Consider the following 19,708-nt stretch of genomic DNA (forward strand, 5'->3'; position numbering starts at 1 on the left):
GATCGCACGTTCACCTCGGTGGGAGGCCCACCACGACCCGGCGCACCCGCTCGCCACGAGCACTGGCAGCGCCGCGAGGGGCCGCCGCGCGGATCACCGCGGCACCGTGCCGCACCGAGGTGAACGGCCGGCGACCGTGATCGAAGTACCGATACGGACGTTGAGTGTCAGCGACGGCACTTCGCTGACACACCTCAGCCGCGGCGGGACTCGGCCTCGGCGACGCGCTCGATCACGGTGAGCACGCTGTCGGGGTTGAGCGACATCGAGTCGATGCCCTGGGAGACGAGGAACTCGGCGAGGTCGGGGTGGTCGCTGGGGCCCTGGCCGCAGATGCCGACGTAGCGGTCCTTGGCGTGGGCCGCCCCGATCAGCATCGTGATCATCTTCTTGACCGCCGGGCTGCGCTCGTCGAACAGGTGCGAAAGGCGGTCGTCGTCGCGGCCGATGCCGAGGGTGAGCTGCGTGAGGTCGTTGGAGCCGATGGAGAAGCCGTCGAAGCGGTCGGCGAACTCGTCGGCCTGCAGCACGTTCGACGGGATCTCGGCCATGACGTAGACCTGCAGGCCGTCCTGCCCGCGCTCGAGCCCGTACTCGGCCATGACCTCCAGGACCCGGTCGGCCTCCTCGGGCGTGCGGCAGAACGGGACCATGACGACGACGTTGGTGAAGCCCATCTCGGTGCGGACGCGCCGCAGCGCCCGGCACTCCAGGGCGAACGCCTCCTCGTAGTCGTCGCTGTAGTACCGCGACGCCCCGCGCCAGCCCAGCATCGGGTTCTCCTCGTCGGGCTCGAACTGCGTCCCGCCGAGCAGACCGGCGTACTCGTTGGTCTTGAAGTCCGAGAGCCGCACGACGACCGGCTCCGGGTACTGCGACGCCGCGATCGTCGCGACGCCGCGGGCGAGGTGGTCGACGAAGTACTCGCCCTTGTCGTCCCAGCCGGCGGTGAGCTCCTCGATCCGTGCCTTCGCCTCGGCGTCCTCGACGTCGTCGAGGTGCAGCAGCGCCAGCGGGTGGGCCTGGATGACGTTGTTGACCAGGTACTCCATGCGCGCGAGCCCGATGCCGTGGGCGGGCAGGCGCCACCACTGCATGGCCGCCGCCGGGCTGCCGATGTTCATCATCACCCGCGTCTCCGGCTGCGGCACCGACTCGAGGTCGAGCTCGCGCTCTTCGTAGGCGAGCAGCCCCTCGTAGACGCGCCCCTCGTCGCCCTCGACGCAGGAGATCGTCACCTCGCGGCCGTCGGCGAGCAGCTCGGTGGCGTTGCCGGACCCGACGATCGCGGGCACGCCGAGCTCGCGGCTGACGATGGCGGCGTGCGAGGTGCGCCCGCCGCGGTCGGTGACGATGGCGGCGGCCCGGCGCATGATCGGCACCCAGTCCGGGTCGGTCATCTCGGTGACCAGGACCTTGCCGTCGGTGAACCGGTCGACGTCGTCGGCGGACGCGATGACCTGGACCTCGCCCGCCGCGATGGCCTGCCCGATCGCGAGGCCCGAGAGGATCACCTCGCCGGTCTCGGTGAGGCTGAAGGTGGAGAGCGTCCCGGCGCCGGCGCGCGACTGCACGGTCTCGGGACGCGCCTGGACGACGAACAGGTCGCCGCTGCGCCCGTCCTTGGCCCACTCGACGTCCATCGGGCGCTCGTAGTGTCCCTCGATGACCGAGCCCCAGCGCGCGAGCGCGAGGATCTCCTCGTCGGACAGGACGAGCGCGCGCCGCTCCTCGTCGGTCGTGTCGACGTTCTCCGTCGGCTCGTCACCGCTGTCGGTGTAGACGAGCTTGCGCTCCTTCGCCCCGATCGTCCTCGCGAGGATCGGGACGAGCTCCTCGCGGTCGAGGAACGGCTTGTAGACCGTGTACTGGTCCGGGGTGACCTCACCGCCGACGACGTTCTCGCCGAGACCCCAGGCGGCGTTGATGATAGCGGTGTCGGGGAAGCCGGTGTCGGAGTCGATCGTGAACATCACCCCGGCGGAGCCGAGGTCGGAGCGCACCATCTTCTGGACGCCGACCGAGAGCGCGACGTCGGTGTGCTCGAAGCCCTGCTCGACGCGGTAGCTGATCGCGCGGTCGGTGAACAGCGAGGCGTAGCAGTCGCGGCAGGCCGCGAGCAGGGCGTCGGCGCCGGTGATGTTGAGGTAGGTGTCCTGCTGGCCGGCGAAGCTCGCGTCGGGCAGGTCCTCGGCGGTCGCGCTGCTGCGCACGGCGACGTCGACGTCGGTGGTCCCGTACCGCTCTCCCAGCTCCGCGTACGCCGCGCGGATCGCCTCCGCCGTCGGCTCCGGGAACTCGGCCTGGGCGAACAGGTCGCGGACGGCCGCGGCGGCGTCGGCGAGCTCGCGGGAGCCGTCGGCGAGCTCGCCGAGGATGCCGGCGATCTTCTCGTCGAGGTGGTTGTGCGCGAGGAACGTGCGGTAGGCACTCGCCGTCGTCGCGAAGCCGCCGGGGACGCGGATGCCGCGCCCGGCCAGGTTCCCGATCATCTCGCCGAGCGAGGCGTTCTTGCCGCCCACCTCCTCGACGTCGCCGGACCCCACCGTCTCCAGCCAGCGCACCTCGTCGGCCACCGCGTCCTCCTCCGTCCGTGGCCGCGCCGCCGGTCCCTCCCGGGACGGGTTGCGCGCGGCCGAGCACCGGGCGGAGTCCCCCGTGCCGGCGCTGCAGGAAACGGCGGAACGATTCAGGACGGCGTGCGCACCAGCCGGGCCACCAGCCGGTCGATCTCGGTCTCGGGGTCCGCGGTCAGGCCGGTGTGCACCGGCCCGGGCTGCAGGACGGTGCTGCGCGGCGCGGTCAGCCACCGGAACCGCTCGCCCGCCGACAGCACCGCCGCCGGTCCCTCACCCCGCACCGCCCGCTCCCACGCGGCGACGGCGTCGCGCACGGCGTCGAGGTCGGCGTGCGGCGCGAGGGCGCGCACGCGGTCCGGGTCGAGGTCGGTGCGGGCGGCGAGGTGCTCGCGGTGACGGCAGTAGAGCAGCACGCCGACGTTGACCAGCTCGCCGCGCTCGATGTCGGGCACCACGCGCAGCAGGGCGTACTCGAAGGTGTCCCTGGCCTCGGGGGCGCTCATCGCGGCACCCACGCCTCGCGGGCGTCGAGCCGCGCCAGGAGGTGCTCGACGTAGGCCTCGCGGCGGGCGTCGGGCCCAGCGGTCGGGTCGGTGCCCGGCTCGTCGAGCCACCCGTCCGGCACCCGGGCCACCACGTCGGTCAGCAGCGCCCGGTCGACCGACACGCCGAGCTCGGCGTCGGCCTCCGCCCGGGCCGTCGCCGCCGGCGCGAGGACGTGGTCCCCCGTGTCGTAGGGCCGCGCGACCACGGCGTCGGCGCGGGCCCAGGAGTGGTGGAAGTACAGGCAGGCGCCGTGGTCGATCAGCCAGAGGTCACGGTGCCAGCGCAGCAGGTTCGGGTTGCGCCACGACCGGTCGACGTTCTCGACGAACGCGTCGAACCACAGCACCCGCGAGGCCTCGGAGGGGTCGATGCGGTGCGCCACCGGGTCGAAGCCGATGGCGCCGGGCAGGAAGTCCATGCCGAGGTTCTCGCCGCCGCTGCGCGCGAGCAGCTCCTGGACCTCCCAGTCGGGCTCCGCGCGGGCGATGACGGGGTCGAGCTCCAGCACCACGAGCTCGGGCACCCGCAGCCCCAGGCGCCGGGCGAGCTCGCCGCAGATCACCTCGGCGACCAGTGCCTTCGCGCCCTGACCCGCCCCGACGAACTTGGCGACGTAGGTGCCGAGGTCGTCGGCCTCGACCAGCCCGGGCAGCGATCCGCCCTCGCGCAGCGGGGTGACGTACCGGGTGGCGACGACCCGGCGCAGCCCCGCCCCGCCCTCGTCCACGGGCGTCATCGTGCCGGTCCCCGTCCGCTCAGCGGGCCGGGGGTGCGGCGTCCCCGGCCCGGTGGTCGACCCGGTGCTCGGCGCGCTCGACCTGCTCGACCTGCTCGACCTGCTCGACCTGCGGCGCCACCCCGATCCGCCGGAGCAGGAACAGGCACGCGACGGCGATGTCGTTCCACGCCGTGGCGCTCTCCGCCCGCGACCAGTCGATCTTCTCGCGGAGGGCCCGCGCGGTGGGCAGCACCTTGGCGAGGTCGCAGGCGTGCTCGTTGAGCGCGGCGAGCTTGCCGATGAGGAGGTCGGTGGCGTCGACGACCGGCATCGCCACCGACAGCACCTCCTGCTCGTGCGCCCGGGCGAGCAGCGCCTCGTCGACGGACTCGCCGGCGAGGCGGAACAGCACGTCGACCAGCGCGCCGTCGCTGTAGACCTTGAACAGCCAGTCCTCGGGCGGCTGCCGGACGTCGAGGTCCGCGGCGGCCAGCACCTCCTCGGCGCGCTCCGCGTCGGCCTCGGCGACGACGAAGTCGACGTCGTTCTCCGGCTCCGGCCCGCCCAGCGCCCAGCCCGCGTACCCTCCGGCCAGCGCGAACCCGACCCCACCCGCGCGCAGCGCGACCGCGACGCGCTTGAGCGCTTCGCGGCGGCCGACGCCGTCGGGCGGGTGATCGACGTCGCCGTGGGGTCCGCTCACCCCGAGGGCGGTACCCGGGGAGATCGCGAGCGAACCGGGCACCCTGGGGCTCGTGCGACTGGGGACCTGGAACGTGCTGCACGGCGCCGCGACGGCCACCGGCCCGGCCGACGTGGAGGGATTCGCGGCGGCCGTCGACGCGCTCGACGTCGACGTGCTCGGGCTGCAGGAGGTCGACCGCGCCCAGCCACGCTCCGACGGCGCGGACCTGGCGGCCGTGGCGGCCGACGCGATGGGCGCCGTCGAGCACCGGTTCGCGCCGACCCTGCACGGGGTGCCCGGCGACTGGGTGCCCGCGCCGGACCCGGTGGGCGAGACGACCGAGGGCGACACCCGCCCCCCACCGGGGACCTCGCCCGCGTACGGGATCGCGCTGGTGTCGCGGCTGCCGGTGGTCGACTGGCGGGTGCTGTCCCTGCCCCACCTGCCCCGCCGGGTCCCGCTGCTGCTCGGGAGCCCGCGCCGCCCGGTCCTCGTGCGCGACGAGCCCCGCACCGCGCTCGCCGCCCGCGTCGTCGGCCCGCACGGCCCGGTGACCGTGGTGACCACGCACCTGTCGTTCATCCCCGGCTGGAACCTCGTCCAGCTGCGCCACCTCGTGCGCGAGCTGCGCGACGAGGACCCGCTGGTCGTCACCGGCGACCTCAACCTCGGCGCCCGCCGCGCCCACCTCGGCAGCGGCCTGCCCGGCCTCGTCGCCGGGCTGACGTTCCCGGCCGACGCCCCGCAGCGCCAGATCGACCACGTCCTCGGGCGCGGCGTCGTCGCCACCGCGCCGCAGGTGCACCACCCGCCGCTGTCCGACCACCGCGCGCTCTCGGCCACGGTGGTGCCGGCGGAGTGAGGCGGCCCCCGGGAGCGCGGGTCACCTCGGCTGCGTGGCACGCAGCGGAGGCGTCCCTCGCTCCCCGGTGGGCTCAGCCGGCGAGAGCGGGCGCATGGGCGTCGGCCAGCGGCGCGGGGCGACGGGCGGCGGCCAGCATGGCGAGGGCCAGGCCGACGGTGGCGACGGCCTCGAACAGCTCGACCTGCAGGCCGGTCAGCACCGGGGCCTCGGGCAGCGGCACGAGCACCCCGAGCGCCGAGAGCACGAACGCCACGCCGACCCAGCGCCCCACGGGCCGGTGGACGAGCAGCGCGACACCGACGAGGAGCACCCCGGCCACGAAGGTGAGACCCCCGACGACCTGCAGCGTGGTGAAGGACGGGGCGTCGAGGATCGAGCCGTCCGCGGGCACCAGCTCGGGGGCACGGGCCGCCACGTCGCGGGCGACGAAGCCCTCGACGACGAGGTGCGACTGCGCGCCCAGCGCGTTCCCGATCATGTAGAGGCCGAACCCGACGAGCCCGAGCAGGCCGACCCGCGGGGCGAGCCAGGCGTAGGCGGCGGGCAGGCCGAGCATGAGCAGCACGGCACCCCCGTAGAGCAGCAGGTAGGCCGGTGGACCGCCCGGGGCGGTCAGCGAGGCCGGGGAGTGCGACTGCCCGTCCACGACGGGGTGGAGGACGCCGCCGGCGAGCCCGGTCAGGCCGGACAGGCCGAGCGCGGACGCGCCGAGGACGTGGACGAGACGACGCGAGACGATCATGGGGGCCTCCCGGTCCGCGGACGACCCTCATGGCCGCCCTGACGGGGATCACCCTCACGCTCCGTCCTTGCGAGCGACTTGCAGACGCCGGCGCAGGGTCGCGACCTCGGCACGCCAGTGCGGGGCGTCGAGGCGCGCGGCGAGGGTCTCGGCGCGGTCCAGGGCGGCCGCCGCGTCCCCGGGCTCCCCCGCGGCCAGCGCGGCGCGGGCGAGGACGAGGTCCACGGGGCCGAGCACGAGCTGGCCGTTGACGGTGTGCACCAGCCGACCGCGCCACGGCGCGAGGTCGGCGCGGGTGCGGCCGAGGACGGCGGCGTCGCCGAGGCGCGCAGCGGCGAGGCACTGCAGCGCGGTGTCCAGGAGCCACGTCCCCTCGCGCGGCCGTCGCGGGATCGGCCAGCCCGCCCGGGCACGGTCCTCGAGCCCGGCGTCGAGTCGGGCGTGCACGAGCAGGACCGCGACGGCCGGGGCGTCACGCGTGGCGATGTCCTCGAGATCGGCGAGCATCGGTGCGGCGTCGCCCGCGGCGACCGCGAGCGTGGTCATCGCCCAGGCGCGGATCGCCCGCCCGTTGGGGTCGCCGGTGGCGGCGAGGCGGGCCGTGAGGTCGTCGAACGCGGCGTGCGCGGCGTCGGTGCGGCCGGCGACGAGGTCGAGCGTCGCCTCGAACAGGGCGATCGACAGCAGCAGCACCGGCAGCTGACCGCCGGTCGCCGCCGCCGCCGCGCCGTCGAGGTGGCGGCGGGCCTCGCCGGGTGCGCCGCGCCCCACCGCCTCGGCCGAGAGCACGAGGTGCGCGAGTGCGCGGTGCTCGGTCAGGCCCGCGCGGGTCGCCAGCGCGAGCATCTCCTCGCCGGTGCGGCGGTGGTGGTCCGGGTCGGGGACGGCGAACGTGTGCAGGTACGCGACGTTGAGCGCCCGGCACAGCAGCCGCGGGTCACCGAGGTCGCGGGCGGTCGTCAGCGCCTCGACCGCGGCGGGCCGCCCCACCTCCAGCAGCCACGGCTCGCACTCGTGGGCCAGCGCCAGCAGGAGCTCGACGCGCAGCGCCCGGTCGGTGGGGTCCACGGCCTCGAGCAGCTCCTGCACGCGCGCGACGGCCGGGGCGTTGTCCTCGTCGCTCGGTCGGGTGCCCCACAGCGTGGCGACGTCCCAGCGCCACGCCCGGGCCTCCGCGGCCAGGTCGCCGAGCGCTGACGCCTCGGCCACCGCCCGGGCCCGCTCGGCGCGTGCCGCCACGAGGTCCCCGCTCGCGGCCAGGGCGCCGACCAGCTCGCTGCGGGCCTCCACGCGACCCTCCGGCGTGCCGGCGCCCAGCTCGTGCGCGCGCAGCACCGCCCGCCACCAGCGCACGGCGTCGTCGACCGCCCCGGCCGCCCGGGCGTCCCGCGCGCCGCGCTCGAGGTGGCCGCGCGCCCGGGGAGCGGTCGTCGTGGACAGGGCGACCTCGGCGTGGTGCGCCAGCGCGTGCACCCGGCCGGGGTGGCAGCGCTCGAGGACGTCCAGCAGCGCGAGGTGCATCCGGGCGCGGCGCATCGGCGGCGTGCGCGCGGCGAAGACGTCACGGATCAGGGCGTGCCCGAACCGCAGCCCGCCCTCCGGCCGCTCGACGAGCAGCCCCGTGACGAGGGCGGTGTCGAGGTCGTCGAGCAGGTCGTCGTCGGCGAGCCCGCCCCGCAGCGCGTCGACCGCGAGCAGCAGGTCGACGTCGACGTCGCGGCCGAGCACCGCCGCCCGGGTCAGCGTCGCCACGGCGCGCGCCGGGAGACGCTCGATGCGCCGGTCGAGCACCTCGCGCACCCCGGCCGGCACCCCGCGGGCGGCCACCTCGACGCCCTCGGACGCGACGAGGCGCCCGAGCTGGCCGAGGAACAGGGCGTGGCCCGCGGCGCGCTCGACCAGCGTGCGCCAGATCGGCTCGGGCAGCTCGCGTCCCGCGGCGCGCCGGAGCAGGGCCCGGGCGGAGGCCTCGTCGAGCCCGGCGAGCGCGACCCGGTCGGCGGTGCGGCCGGCCAGCAGCGCGAGGGTGCGCGCGAGGTCGTCGGACACCTCGTCGTCCCGGAACCCGGCGAGCACCAGCAGCGGGGCCGCGGACGTCGTCACGAGGTGGCGCAGGACCTGCAGGGTCTCGCCGTCGGCGCGGTGGAGGTCGTCGACCACCAGCACGCCGAGCCCGTCCCCGCGCGCGGTGTCCAGCACGGCCGCGAGGTCGCCGGCGAGCGTGAAGGCGTCGCGGGCCGCGGCCGAGGTGCCCGCCGAGCGGGTGAGCAGGTCGCGCCACGCCCACCCGGGCGGGGCTCCGTCAACCTCCGAGCACCGCGCGCGCAGCATCCCCGCCCCCTCCGCCGCCAGCTCGCCCGCCACCTGCTCGAGGAGCGCGGACTTGCCGCTGCCCGCCGCGCCCTCGACCCACACGACGGTCGCGCCCGGCCCCGTCACCCGCGCCGCGCGGTGGAGGCGCTCCCGCTCGGCGGCGCGACCGAGGAACACGCCGGGCAGGTCGGTGTCCCGATCGGGTGCAGCGAACGCGCTGCTCGCTGCTTCTAGGCGCGCGAACTCCCCGTTCACACCGCGGGGCGGCTGCGCGGTCGCGGGGTCCGGTGCCGCGAACGCGCCGTTCGCTGCTTCTACGCGCGCGATGGTCCCGTTCGCTCCGGCGGCGAGGGCCTCGGAGAGCGCCTGGCGAGGATGTCGACCGCCGTCACCGGCGAGGACGGCGCCCTCGGCGGCGCGGAGGTCTGCGCCCGGGTCGACGCCGAGCTCCTCGACGAGGCGATCGCGGGTGGCGCGGAGGACGGCGAGCGCGTCGTGCTGGCGCCCGGCCGCGGCGAGGGTGCGGGCGAGCACGGCGGCGGTCCGCTCGCGCAGGGGGTCGTCCCGCAGGACGGCCTCGAGATCGGCGACCGCCTCGTCGGGGCGGCCCGCCGCGATCGCGGCCTCGCCGCCGAGCTCGGCCGCGGCGACGCGGACGCCGGCCAGCCGCTCGATCTCGGCCGCGGCCCACGGCTGGTCGGCGGACGCGGCGTAGGGCGGGCCCGTCCAGCGGGTCCGCGCGTGCTCGAGGTGGGCGAGCGCGCCGGTCGCGTCGCCCGCCCCGAGCGCCCGGCGGGCCGCGGTGACGAGGGCGACGTGGTGCCAGGCGTCGACCGCCTCGACGGGGAGGGCGAGCCGGTAGCCCGGCGCGGCGCTGACCAGCACGGTCGCGGGGCGTCGCGGGGCGCGGTCGGGCTCGAGCACCCGTCGTAGGTGGGAGACGTAGGCCTGCAGGGCGCCGATCGCCCGCGGCGGTGGCTCGCCCGCCCACAGGTCCTCGACGAACCGCTCGGTCGGCACCACCGATCCGCCCGCGGCCACGAGCAGGGCGAGCACCGCGCGCTGGCGGGGTCCGCCGAGGTCGAGACGCCGCCCGTCGAGGTGCGCCCGTACCTCCCCCAGCACGCCGATCTCCAGCACGCGACCAGGCTACGGCGATCATCCTCGTGCCACCCCGGCACGAGGGGCGCCTCCTCCGGTGACGGACGGGGCGCCCCTCGTGCGGGCCGGGGAGCGAGCCGGTGGTGGAGTACTAGCTGCAGCCGCTGGTGGAGCCGCAGCCCTCGCAGACGTAGCAGGACCCGGCGGGCCGCATCTTCGTGCCGCAGGTCAGGCACAACGGCGCGTCGGCCGCCTTGCCCTGTTGCAGCTCGAGCAGCTCGGTGGAGCTGCCCACCGAGACGTCGGCCTTGCGGCGGTCCCGCGGGCCCTCCTCGGCCGGCGTGACGTCCACCGAGGTGCGCAGCGACTCGACGTCGACCGGCTCCGCGGTCGGGGCCGCTGCGCCCGGCGCGGCGGGCGCACCGGTGCCGTAGTCGGTGGCCGCGACCTGGGCCGAGCGCTCGTCCGCGGAGAAGATGCCCAGCTGGGCGCGCTTCTCGTAGGGCAGGTGGTCGAGCGCGATGCGGCGGAACAGGTAGTCGACGACGCTCGTGGCCATCCGGACGTCGGGGTCGTCGGTCATGCCCGCCGGCTCGAAGCGCATGTTGACGAACTTGGAGACGTAGGTCTCCAGCGGCACGCCGTACTGCAGCGCGATCGAGATGGCCATCGAGAACGCGTCCATGACGCCGGCAAGCGTCGAGCCCTGCTTCGACATCTTGACGAAGATCTCGCCCAGGCCGTCGTCGGGGTAGGAACCCGCGGTCATGTAGCCCTCGGCGCCGGCCACCGTGAACGACACGGTCTCGCTCGGGCGCTTCTTCGGCAGGCGCTTGCGCACCGGGCGCGGGTCGGCCGCGGCGACCTCCTGACCGGAGGTCGACTCGGCGGTGGACCCGCTCGTCTTCCCGGTGGACAGGGGCTGGCCGACCTTGCAGTTGTCGCGGTAGATCGCGAGGGCCTTGAGCCCCAGCTTCCAGGACTCAAAGTAGATCTCCTCGACGTCCTCGACCGAGGCCTGCTCGGGCATGTTGACCGTCTTGGAGATCGCGCCGGAGATGAACGGCTGGACCGCGGCCATCATCCGCACGTGGCCCATCGGCGCGATCGAGCGCTGGCCCATCGCGCAGTCGAAGACCTCGTAGTGCTCGGGGCGCAGCCCCGGGGCGTCGATGACGTGGCCGTGCTCGGCGATGTACTCGACGATCGCCTCGCTCTGCTCGGCCTGATAGCCGAGCACGTCGAGGGCGCGCGGGATGGTCTGGTTGACGATCTGCATCGAGCCGCCGCCGACCAGCTTCTTGAACTTGACCAGCGAGAAGTCCGGCTCCACCCCGGTGGTGTCGCAGTCCATCATGAAGCCGATGGTGCCGGTGGGGGCGAGGACGCTGGCCTGGGCGTTGCGCCAGCCGCTGCGGGCACCGACCTCGAGCCCGGTCTGCCACTGCTCGGTGGCCGCGTCGCGGATGCGGGCGTCCTCGCGGTGCATCGTGCGGATCGCGTCGTTCGCGGCGGCGTGCTTGCGCATGACCCGGCGGTGGGCGTCGGCGTTGCGGGCGTAGCCGTCGTACGGCGCGACCGCGCCGGCGAGCTCGGCGGAGCGGCGGTAGGCCGTGCCGGTCATCAGCGAGGTGATCGACGCCGCGAGCGCGCGCCCGCCCTCGGAGTCGTAGGCCCGGCCGGTGGCCATGAGCAGCGCGCCGAGGTTGGCGTAGCCGATGCCGAGCTGGCGGAAGGCGCGCGTCGTCTCGCCGATCGACTCGGTGGGGAAGTCCGCGAAGCAGATCGATATGTCCATCGCGGTGATGACCAGCTCGACCGAGCGCACGAAGTCGTCGACGCGGAACGCGTTGTCGTCGTCGAGGAACTTCATGAGGTTCAGCGAGGCGAGGTTGCAGCTGGAGTTGTCCAGGTGCAGGTACTCCGAGCACGGGTTGGACGCGGTGATACGCCCGGACTCCGGCGAGGTGTGCCAGTCGTTGATGGTGTCGTCGTACTGCAGGCCCGGGTCGGCGCACTCCCACGCGGCCTCGGCCATGCTGCGGAAGAGCTTCTTGGCGTCGACGGTGTCGACGACCTCGCCCGTCGTGCGGGCGCGCAGCCCGAACTCGCCGCCCGACTGCACCGCGCGCATGAACTCGTCGGAGACCCGGACCGAGTTGTTGGCGTTCTGGTACTGGACCGACGTGATGTCCGACCCGCCGAGGTCCATGTCGAACCCGGCGTCACGCAGCACCCGGATCTTGCGCTCCTCGTCGCGCTTGGTGGCGACGAAGTCGGCGACGTCGGGGTGGTCGACGTCGAGCACGACCATCTTCGCGGCGCGGCGCGTGGCCCCGCCCGACTTGATGGTGCCGGCCGAGGCGTCGGCGCCGCGCATGAACGAGACGGGGCCCGAGGCCGTGCCGCCCGAGGACAGCAGCTCCTTCGAGGAGCGGATGCGCGAGAGGTTGAGGCCGGCGCCGGAGCCGCCCTTGAAGATCAGCCCCTCCTCGCGGTACCAGTTGAGGATCGACTCCATCGTGTCGTCCACCGACAGGATGAAGCAGGCGCTGACCTGCTGCGGCGAGCTCGTGCCGACGTTGAACCACACCGGCGAGTTGAAGCTGAAGTACTGGTGCAGCAGCATCCAGGTCAGCTCGTGGGAGAACAGCTCGGCGTCCTCGGGCGTCGCGAAGTACCCGTGCTGCGAGCCGGCCTCGGTGTAGGTGCGCACCACGCGGTCGATGAGCTGGCGCAGGCTCGACTCGCGCGCCTCGGTGCCCAGCGCCCCGCGGAAGTACTTGCTGGTGACGATGTTGACGGCGTTCACCGACCACGACTGCGGGAACTCGACGCCCCGCTGCTCGAAGTTGACCGAGCCGTCGCGCCAGTTCGTCATCACCACGTCACGGCGCTCCCACACGACCTCGTCGTACGGGTGGACGCCGGGCGTGGTGTGCACACGCTCGATGGTCAGGCCCCGCCGCGGTGCGGCGGTGTCCGACTCCTCGGACGTGGTGCCGACGGTCTCCGTCATCGGTGTCATCCCTTGTTCGTCGTTCGCGGCGAACCGGCGGCGCTTCCCCACGCTCCGGGCCGTCACTGTGATTCCCCGACCGTCAGTCCCCGGCCCGTGCTCCCGCGGCGTCCCGCGCCGTCTCGCCCGCCGTCGCCCCCGCAGTCTCGCGCCGACCCCCGACAGTGCCGTCGGGAGCGCCGTCGGGAGCGCCGGCTGCCTCTCGCGAGCAGCGCAGGTCGGCGATCTCGGCCTCGAAGTCCGCCACCGACGAGAAGTTGCGGTAGACGCTGGCGAACCGCAGGTAGGCGACCTCGTCGAGCTCGCGCAGCGGCCCCAGGATGGCCATGCCGACCTCCTGGCTGGGCACCTCGGCGGTGCCCGCGGCGCGGATCGTCTCCTCGACCCGGTGCGCCAGCTGGGCCAGCGCATCGGTGTCGACGGGACGGCCCTGGCAGGCCCGGGCCACACCGCGCACGACCTTGTCGCGGCTGAACGGCTCGGTGACCCCGCTGCGCTTGAGCACGGCGAGCACGGGCTCCTCGACGGTGGTGAAACGTTTGCCGCACGACGAGCACGACCGGCGTCGCCGGATCGCCTGCCCCTCGTCCGCCTCGCGCGAGTCGACGACGCGGGAGTCGGCGTGCCGGCAGAACGGGCACCGCATGTCGACCTCCCCCTCCCTCGTCGTCGTCCGCCGGCCGGGTTGTCCCCATCCCTGGGGATCACCGCCCGACCCTGGGGATCGCCGCCCGGGTCCCCGCCGTCCCTGGGGACGGAACTGGGGATCACCGGGCCCGGTCCGTGGATCGAGCGGCCCGACCGGTGGAGCACCACCGTCGTGCGGTGGAGGACCCTGTGGAGAGCCCCTCACCGGTGTGCACAAGCTGTGGACTAACTACACCAGTGTAACCACTAGATGTTGGGGTGGGACGGTAGCGACGCGCGGACAGGCGATGCAACTCCCCGGACGGTGCCCGGACACCGGGGCGCCGAGCGGGCGTCACGTCCGGTCGGGCGGACCCGCGGTGGGGAACGGGGGGCGCGCGGTGCCCGAGTGGGTGGCGGCGCCGCGACACGGGCGGGCGGCCGCGGGGCGAGCTGCGCGGGTCAGCCCGCCGAGGGCACCACGAGGGGCCGACCGGGGGCGAGGGACGACGCGCCCGCCATCCCGTTGAGCTCGCGGATACGGGCGACGACCGCGCCGGTGTCGGCGCCGGGGGCGACGCGCCCCGCGACGTCGGTGAGCGACTCCCCCGCGCCGACGACGGCCACGGCGGTGCCCGCGGGCACCGGCGTCACGGCGGCGCCGGGCGCGGTGGACGGGACGACCAGCCCGGCGAGGACCCCGACCAGCACGCCGAGCAGGACACCCAGCACCACCACGGCGGCGAGGCGGCGGCGGCGCAGCACCGCGGGAGCGACGGCCGGCGGGACCTCGACGCGGCGCGCCCCACCCCCACCGGCGACCCGCGGGCGCACCGGGGGCAGCGCGGCGGGGCTGCGCCGCCCGGCGGGGCGGACCGGGCCCCGGACGTCGTCGGGGCCGGCGGGCCGGGCCGGACGGGAGCCCGCGGGCAGCGGGCGGCCGGCGGGACGGAGGGCGGGACGGACGGCGGGGGCCACCGCGCCCACCGGGCCCACCGCACCCACCGGGGGCACCGGCCCCCCGCCACCCGCGGCCTCCTCGCGCGCGCCCGGCACCTCGACGTCGCAGCGGCCCCGCGGACCGGTCGTCCCCACGGACATGTCGACCTCCTCGACTCGCACACGCGTTCGATCGAACGCGTGTGCGATGTCTAGCATCGACCCCCGACAACGTCGACGCATCGACCGGCGTGTCGTTCGAACACGTGTTTGATCCCGTCGGTGCTCGGCGCTAGCTTCGCCGTCGAACCCCCCGCCACCCGGCGGGCGCGACGACCCCTCGGGCGCCGCGGGACGACGTCGGAAAGGACACGGCGATGGCACGCACGCCCCAGGGGCCGAACGCCCCCGAGGAGCCGGTGGCGACCGACGCCGTCGTCGCCGCCCGGGTCCACCCGTTCCCGGAGCCCGCCGACGCCGACGCGTCGCCCGGGCTCACGCCGCGGCAGCGCAAGGTGCTCGAGGTCATCCGCGACCACGTCGAGCGCAACGGCTACCCGCCGAGCGTGCGCGAGATCGGGGACGCGGTCGGGCTCACCTCGACGTCCTCGGTGGCCCACCAGATGCGCACGCTCGAGAAGAAGGGCTACCTGCGCCGCGACCCCAACCGCCCGCGCGCGCTGGACGTGCGGCTGCCCGAGGAGCTCGAGGGCGCCGGCGCCGAGGCGCCGGACCACACCGAGGAGATCCGCGCCGACCGGCCGGCCCCGACCTTCGTGCCGGTCGTCGGCCGGATCGCCGCCGGTGGGCCGATCCTCGCCGAGCAGGCCGTGGAGGAGGTCTTCCCGCTACCTCGCGAGCTGGTCGGCGAGGGGTCGCTGTTTCTCCTGCGCGTCGCCGGCGACTCGATGGTCGACGCCGCCATCACCGACGGCGACTGGGTGGTCGTGCGCCAGCAGCCCGTCGCCGACAACGGGGAGATCGTCGCCGCGATGATCGACGGCGAGGCCACGGTGAAGACGTTCAAGCGCAAGGACGGGCGGGTCTGGCTGCTGCCCCACAACGTCGACTACGAGCCCATCCCCGGCGAGGACGCCACGGTGCTGGGCAAGGTCGTCGCGGTCCTGCGCCGGCTGTAGAGTCCCGTCTCACCGCGTCCCGGCTTGCCCTGGTTCACCACAGGCGACGATGCCGGCCGGACCGACGACCCCGCGCCGGCTCGTCGTCGACCCCGGGCGCGGCCGGAGCCCGCGGCCGGCGGCGCCGTGGCGGGGCATGCTCTCCAGATCGATCTCTCCGGAGTGTCACGAGCGTCGTTCGAGGGGACCGTCAGCCCCGACGCCGCCGGAGCAGCGCCACAACGCCCACGAGCAGGCCCGCGCCCACCGCGACGGCGACGACCACGCCGATGCTGCGCAGGGGCTCGGGGACGCCGGCCCGGGCACCGTCCTCGCCCGGGGCGGCCGCCGGGTCGGGCGCCAGGACGGTCGCGGCTCCCGCCGACGGCGCGTCCCCCACCAGCCCCGCCGCGTCCGGCACCGCGTGCAGCGGCGCCGCCGGCTGCCCCGACGGCGTCTCGCTCGTGGAGAGCAGGGTGCCGTCCAGCGCGAAGGCGATCGCCTCGCCCTGCACCTCGCCCGGCAGCGGCACCCGCACCGGCGTCCCGCGCAGCGCGGCCACGACGTCCTCGGCCGTCGCCGTCCCCGCGGGCGCCGGGTAGAGCCAGGCGTCGGCGTAGGTCCGCAGCGCGACGACCCGGCCGTCGGCGGAGATCGCGCCGCCGGTGTAGCTGCCCGAGCCCAGCGTCGTGATCGCCTCGCCGGGCACGACGACCTCGCCGGCCCGCCGCAGCGTCCCCGTGCCGCCCCCGCCCGCCGGCTCCGCGGCGACGTAGACGCCGCTGCGCCCGCCGAGGTCCTTGGTGACGATCACCGGGCGGTCGTCGGCGGGCAGCAGCAGCGACTCGGCGTCGTGCGGGCCGTCCGGGTAGGTCAGCCGCGTGACCGTGGTGCCGCCCGGCCCCACCCGCAGGATCGCCACCGTCGCGCGCCGCCGCCCGTTGTCCCCGATGTCCGCGAGCCACAGCGACCCGTCGGCTCCGCGCGCGAGGTCCTCGACGTCGCGGCCCTGCACGGACACCTCGGTCTCGCCGACCACCGCGCACTCGTCGTCGAGCCGGTACACGGTGCTCGGGTTGCCGCTGTCGTTGACGACCGCGTACCCGATCGACGAGCCACCGCCGGCCGCGTCCGCGACCAGCCCCGACGCCTCGGCCAGCCGGGGGTCGGACAGGGTGCACCGAACCTGCGGGGCCGCCGCGGCCACCCCGGGCGTCGCGAGCAGGACCCCCGACAGGCCGGCGACCGCCAGCAGGACGAGGGCGAGCCGGCGGGCGGGGCGGCGGGCGGGGACGCTCAGGGCACGCGGGCGGGGTCGACCGCGGCCGCGCGCAGGGCGGCCGCGAGCTCCTCGTCGACCCGCGCGTGCAGCACCGTGCCCTCGGGGGTGTGGCGCTCGGCGAGCACCTCGCCGTCGGCGTGGGCGCGGGCGACCAGCCCGCCCTCGGTGTAGGGCAGCACGACCTCGAGCTCGACGTCGGGGTGGGGCAGTTCCTCGGCGAGGCGCGCCCGCAGCCGGCCGAGCCCCTCGCCGGTGCGCGCCGAGACGAACACCGCGCCGGGCAGGGCCCCGCGCAGCTCGGCCAGGGCCATCGGCTCGGCGGCGTCGACCTTGTTGACGACGAGCAGCTCCGGCGGCGCCGGCGAGTCCAGCTCGCCGATCACCTGCCGCACCGCCGCGATCTGGTCCTGCGCCGAGGGGTCGGAGCCGTCGACGACGTGGAGCAGCAGGTCGGCCTCGGCGACCTCCTCCAGCGTGGAGCGGAAGGCGTCGACGAGCTGGTGGGGCAGGTGGCGCACGAAGCCGACGGTGTCGGTCAGCGTGACCTCCCGCCCGTCCCCGGTCTCCCAGCGCCGGGTCGTCGGGTCGAGGGTCGCGAAGAGCGCGTCCTGGACCAGCACCCCGGCGTCGGTGATCGCGTTGAGCAGGCTCGACTTGCCCGCGTTGGTGTAGCCGGCGATCGCGACCGACGGCACGGCGCGACGGTGCCGGCGCCCGCGCTTGGTGTCGCGGACCGTCGACATCCCCTCGATCTCGCGGCGCAGCTTGGCGATGCGCCGGTGGATGCGACGGCGGTCGGTCTCGAGCTTGGTCTCACCGGGGCCGCGGGTGCCGACGCCGCCGCCGCCCGCGCCGCCCCCACCGCCGGCGCCGCCGCCCTGCCGGGACAGGGACTCGCCCCAGCCGCGCAGGCGGGGCAGGAAGTAGCGCAGCTGGGCCAGCTCGACCTGGGCCTTGCCCTCCCGGGAGCTCGCATGCTGGGCGAAGATGTCGAGGATCAGCGCGGTCCGGTCCACGACCTTGACCTTGAGCTTCTCCTCGAGGTTGCGCAGCTGACCGGGCGAGAGCTCGCCGTCGCAGATGACGGTGTCGGCGCCGGTGGCCTGCACCGTCTCGCGGAGCTCGACCACCTTGCCCGAGCCGACGAACGTGCCGGGGTCGGGCGTCTGGCGGCGCTGGATGAGGCCGTCGAGCACCTCGGAGCCCGCGGTCTCGGCGAGGCGGGCCAGCTCGACGAGCGAGGCGTCGGCCTCGCGGGAGGTGCCCTGCGTCCACACGCCGATGAGCACGACCCGCTCGAGGCGCAGCTGCCGGTACTCGACCTCGGTGACGTCGGTGAGCTCGGTGGACGACCCGGACAGGCCCGGGACGCGCCGCAGGCTCGTGCGCTCCTCGAGGTCGAGCGCGCCACCGGTGGGCTCGCCGTACCGATCGTCCTCGGCGGCGGCATCGAGCGGGGTGCCGAGCCGGATGTCGCTGCTGCGGTCGCGACGGCCCGTCGGGACGCGGGTCGTCGGCGTGCGGGGGTCCTGCGGTGCGGGTTCTGTCATGTCGCCGTCCATGGTTCCACGACCCCCGAGGCGAGGACCACCGGAAAACGCCTGGCGGCGTCAGACGCCCGCGGCCACCGGCGCGCCCCACGTCCCGCGCGCGACGAGCTCGGCGGGTCCGGTCAACGTGGTCGTGGCCCCGTCGACGCCCACGAGCAGCATGCCGCCGGGGGTGTCGACGCTGACGGTGCCGGTGCCGCGACCGGCGGCGTGGAGGGCCGCGACGGCCCCGGCGACGGTGCCCGTGCCGCAGGAGCGCGTCTCGCCGGACCCGCGCTCGTGCACCCGCAGCCGCACCGCGCCGTCGACCAGGGGCGTCAGCACCTCGACGTTGACGCCGTGGGGGAACAGCGAGCGGTCGTACGCGGGGGCCCGGGTGAGGTCGAGGACCTCGAGCGCGGTGGTGGTCACGCACGCGAGGTGCGGGTTCCCGACGTCGACCGCGACACCGTCGAGCTCCGGGCCGCCGGCCCCACCGAGGACCGTCGTCGACGAGGGCCCGAGCTCGGCCGCGCCCATGTCGACCGTGACCGGGCCGGTGTGGTCGACGGTCACCCAGCGCGTCCCGGCCCGCGTGGCGACGGGGTGGGCGCCGGGGGCGGCGAGGCCGGCCGCGACGAGGTAGCGGGCGAAGACCCGGATGCCGTTGCCGCACATCTCGGCGAGGGAGCCGTCGGCGTTGCGGTAGTCCATGAACCAGGTCGCCTCGCCGCCGTCGACCTGCGCGGCCGCGGCGACCGGCGTGTCGGTGCGGACCACGCGCAGCACCCCGTCGGCCCCGATCCCCCGGCGGCGGTGACAGAGCGCGCGCACGAGGAGACCGTCGTCGAGGTCGACCACGCCGTCGGGGTCGGGGAGCAGCACGAAGTCGTTCTCGGTGCCGTGCCCCTTGACGAACTCCACGGCGCCCAGCGTAGCGACGGCCCGGTTCCTGCGTGAGCTGCACAACTTCACACTCTGCAAAGATGCAAAGACTGCAAGATCGGACTACCGTCGTCGATGTGACCACGGGACTGCGCGAGCGCAAGAAGCTCCGGACGCGGCGCGCGCTCGGCGCGGCGGCGCTCGAGCTCGCCGTCACCCACGGGCTCGCCGAGGTCACGGTCGAGCAGATCGCCGAGGCCGCCGACGTCTCGCCGCGCACCTTCTTCAACTACTTCTCGTCGAAGGAGGAGGCGGTCGTCGCCGCCGACGTCGAGCGGGCGCGCGACATGGGCGAGCGCCTCTCCGCTCGCCCCGTGGGCGAGCCGGTGCTGGAGTCGGTGCGCGCGGTGATGCGCGAGATGCTCGGTGACGCCCCGCGCTCGCGGGAGTGGATCGCCCAGGCGCGGCTCGTCAAGTCCGAGCCGTCGCTGGTGCCCCAGCAGCTCGCGGCCTACGCCGCCTCGGAGCGGCGCCTCACCGCGATCCTCGCCGAGCGCACCGGCCTCGACGCGACGGATCTCTACCCGGCGGTCACCGCGGCCGCGGTCATGGCGGCGATGCGCGTGGCCACCACCCGCTGGCTCGAGTCCGACGAGCACGGCGACCTCGCCGGCGTCGTCGACCGCGTCATCGACCTGCTCGCCGCCGGCCTGCGCGACGCGCCCTCCCCGGGTCCGTGACACCCGGCCCGCGCCCGACG

At 75.4% G+C, this 19,708-nt stretch carries 15 protein-coding genes; 3 read left to right on the plus strand and 12 right to left on the minus strand.

The features are described from left to right. Positions 1–194: 194 nt before the first annotated feature. From ppsA to ACYX4T_RS09095, 4 genes are all read right to left on the minus strand, one after another. Positions 195–2,576, minus strand: coding sequence for a phosphoenolpyruvate synthase (gene ppsA / locus ACYX4T_RS09080; RefSeq protein WP_476014213.1), 2,382 nt, complete (start codon positions 2,574–2,576; stop codon positions 195–197). Positions 2,577–2,689: 113 nt separating this feature from the next. Next, positions 2,690–3,082, minus strand: a complete 393-nt coding sequence (locus tag ACYX4T_RS09085; protein WP_476014214.1) for a DUF3037 domain-containing protein — start codon at positions 3,080–3,082, stop codon at positions 2,690–2,692. Continuing rightward, the gene (locus ACYX4T_RS09090; RefSeq protein ID WP_476014215.1) at positions 3,079–3,861 is read right to left on the minus strand and encodes a HipA family kinase; all 783 of its coding nucleotides are present in this window, start codon (positions 3,859–3,861) and stop codon (positions 3,079–3,081) included. Before ACYX4T_RS09090 ends, ACYX4T_RS09085 begins: the two co-directional genes overlap by 4 nt. A 19-nt stretch (positions 3,862–3,880) precedes the next feature. Next, complete coding sequence (locus ACYX4T_RS09095; protein ID WP_476014216.1) at positions 3,881–4,546, minus strand: hypothetical protein; 666 nt, start codon at positions 4,544–4,546, stop codon at positions 3,881–3,883. Between the two features lie 52 nt (positions 4,547–4,598). On the opposite strand from ACYX4T_RS09095, the gene ACYX4T_RS09100 reads away from it, so the two are divergent. Further along, positions 4,599–5,390 (plus strand): endonuclease/exonuclease/phosphatase family protein, encoded by a 792-nt coding sequence (locus tag ACYX4T_RS09100; RefSeq protein WP_476014217.1) that lies wholly within the window; start codon positions 4,599–4,601, stop codon positions 5,388–5,390. A gap of 73 nt (positions 5,391–5,463) precedes the next feature. On the opposite strand, the gene ACYX4T_RS09105 is transcribed toward ACYX4T_RS09100, so the two are convergent. The 5 genes from ACYX4T_RS09105 to ACYX4T_RS09125 form a co-directional block, all read right to left on the minus strand. Then, positions 5,464–6,135, minus strand: coding sequence for a hypothetical protein (locus tag ACYX4T_RS09105; protein ID WP_476014218.1), 672 nt, complete (start codon positions 6,133–6,135; stop codon positions 5,464–5,466). Positions 6,136–6,189: 54 nt separating this feature from the next. Then, on the minus strand, positions 6,190–9,588 hold the full coding sequence (locus tag ACYX4T_RS09110) for a BTAD domain-containing putative transcriptional regulator (RefSeq protein ID WP_476014219.1): 3,399 nt from the start codon (positions 9,586–9,588) through the stop codon (positions 6,190–6,192). Positions 9,589–9,700: 112 nt separating this feature from the next. Continuing rightward, a complete protein-coding gene (locus ACYX4T_RS09115; protein ID WP_476014220.1) occupies positions 9,701–12,568 on the minus strand; it encodes a vitamin B12-dependent ribonucleotide reductase in 2,868 nt (955 codons plus the stop codon). An 82-nt stretch (positions 12,569–12,650) separates the two neighbouring features. Beyond that, positions 12,651–13,214: a transcriptional regulator NrdR gene (gene nrdR / locus ACYX4T_RS09120; protein ID WP_476014221.1), complete on the minus strand. Its 564-nt coding sequence runs from the start codon at positions 13,212–13,214 to the stop codon at positions 12,651–12,653. A 443-nt stretch (positions 13,215–13,657) separates the two neighbouring features. After that, entirely contained in the window at positions 13,658–14,296 is a 639-nt protein-coding gene (locus tag ACYX4T_RS09125) for a hypothetical protein (protein WP_476014222.1), read from the minus strand. Between the two features lie 215 nt (positions 14,297–14,511). Here ACYX4T_RS09125 and lexA point away from each other — a divergent pair, with 215 nt between their 5' ends. After that, positions 14,512–15,273 carry a transcriptional repressor LexA gene (gene lexA, locus ACYX4T_RS09130; RefSeq protein WP_476014223.1) on the plus strand — a complete coding sequence of 254 codons (762 nt, stop codon included), beginning with the start codon at positions 14,512–14,514 and terminating at the stop codon, positions 15,271–15,273. A 190-nt stretch (positions 15,274–15,463) separates the two neighbouring features. Here the strand turns inward: lexA and ACYX4T_RS09135 are convergent, their stop codons facing one another. From ACYX4T_RS09135 to dapF, 3 genes are all read right to left on the minus strand, one after another. Beyond that, on the minus strand, positions 15,464–16,459 hold the full coding sequence (locus ACYX4T_RS09135; protein ID WP_476014224.1) for a hypothetical protein: 996 nt from the start codon (positions 16,457–16,459) through the stop codon (positions 15,464–15,466). 89 nt (positions 16,460–16,548) lie between these two features. Further along, positions 16,549–18,084: a GTPase HflX gene (gene hflX / locus ACYX4T_RS09140; protein ID WP_476014225.1), complete on the minus strand. Its 1,536-nt coding sequence runs from the start codon at positions 18,082–18,084 to the stop codon at positions 16,549–16,551. A gap of 60 nt (positions 18,085–18,144) precedes the next feature. Further along, complete coding sequence (dapF, locus tag ACYX4T_RS09145) at positions 18,145–18,996, minus strand: diaminopimelate epimerase (protein WP_476015220.1); 852 nt, start codon at positions 18,994–18,996, stop codon at positions 18,145–18,147. A gap of 89 nt (positions 18,997–19,085) precedes the next feature. Between dapF and ACYX4T_RS09150 the strand changes: the two genes are divergently transcribed. Continuing rightward, on the plus strand, positions 19,086–19,688 hold the full coding sequence (locus ACYX4T_RS09150; RefSeq protein ID WP_476014226.1) for a TetR/AcrR family transcriptional regulator: 603 nt from the start codon (positions 19,086–19,088) through the stop codon (positions 19,686–19,688). Positions 19,689–19,708 lie beyond the last annotated feature (20 nt).

The organism is Actinomycetospora sp. ABD4_176, assembly GCF_056311855.1.

Bases quoted from the DNA above. Each gene is read 5' to 3' on its own strand.
- ACYX4T_RS09085 (WP_476014214.1), bottom strand. From the start codon at position 3,082: ATGAGCGCCCCCGAGGCCAGGGACACCTTCGAGTACGCCCTGCTGCGC.
- ACYX4T_RS09105 (WP_476014218.1), bottom strand. From the start codon at position 6,135: ATGATCGTCTCGCGTCGTCTCGTCCACGTCCTCGGCGCGTCCGCGCTC.
- ACYX4T_RS09125 (WP_476014222.1), bottom strand. From the start codon at position 14,296: ATGTCCGTGGGGACGACCGGTCCGCGGGGCCGCTGCGACGTCGAGGTG.
- ACYX4T_RS09115 (WP_476014220.1), bottom strand. From the start codon at position 12,568: ATGACGGAGACCGTCGGCACCACGTCCGAGGAGTCGGACACCGCCGCA.
- lexA (WP_476014223.1), top strand. From the start codon at position 14,512: ATGGCACGCACGCCCCAGGGGCCGAACGCCCCCGAGGAGCCGGTGGCG.
- nrdR (WP_476014221.1), bottom strand. From the start codon at position 13,214: ATGCGGTGCCCGTTCTGCCGGCACGCCGACTCCCGCGTCGTCGACTCG.
- hflX (WP_476014225.1), bottom strand. From the start codon at position 18,084: ATGACAGAACCCGCACCGCAGGACCCCCGCACGCCGACGACCCGCGTC.
- ACYX4T_RS09090 (WP_476014215.1), bottom strand. From the start codon at position 3,861: ATGACGCCCGTGGACGAGGGCGGGGCGGGGCTGCGCCGGGTCGTCGCC.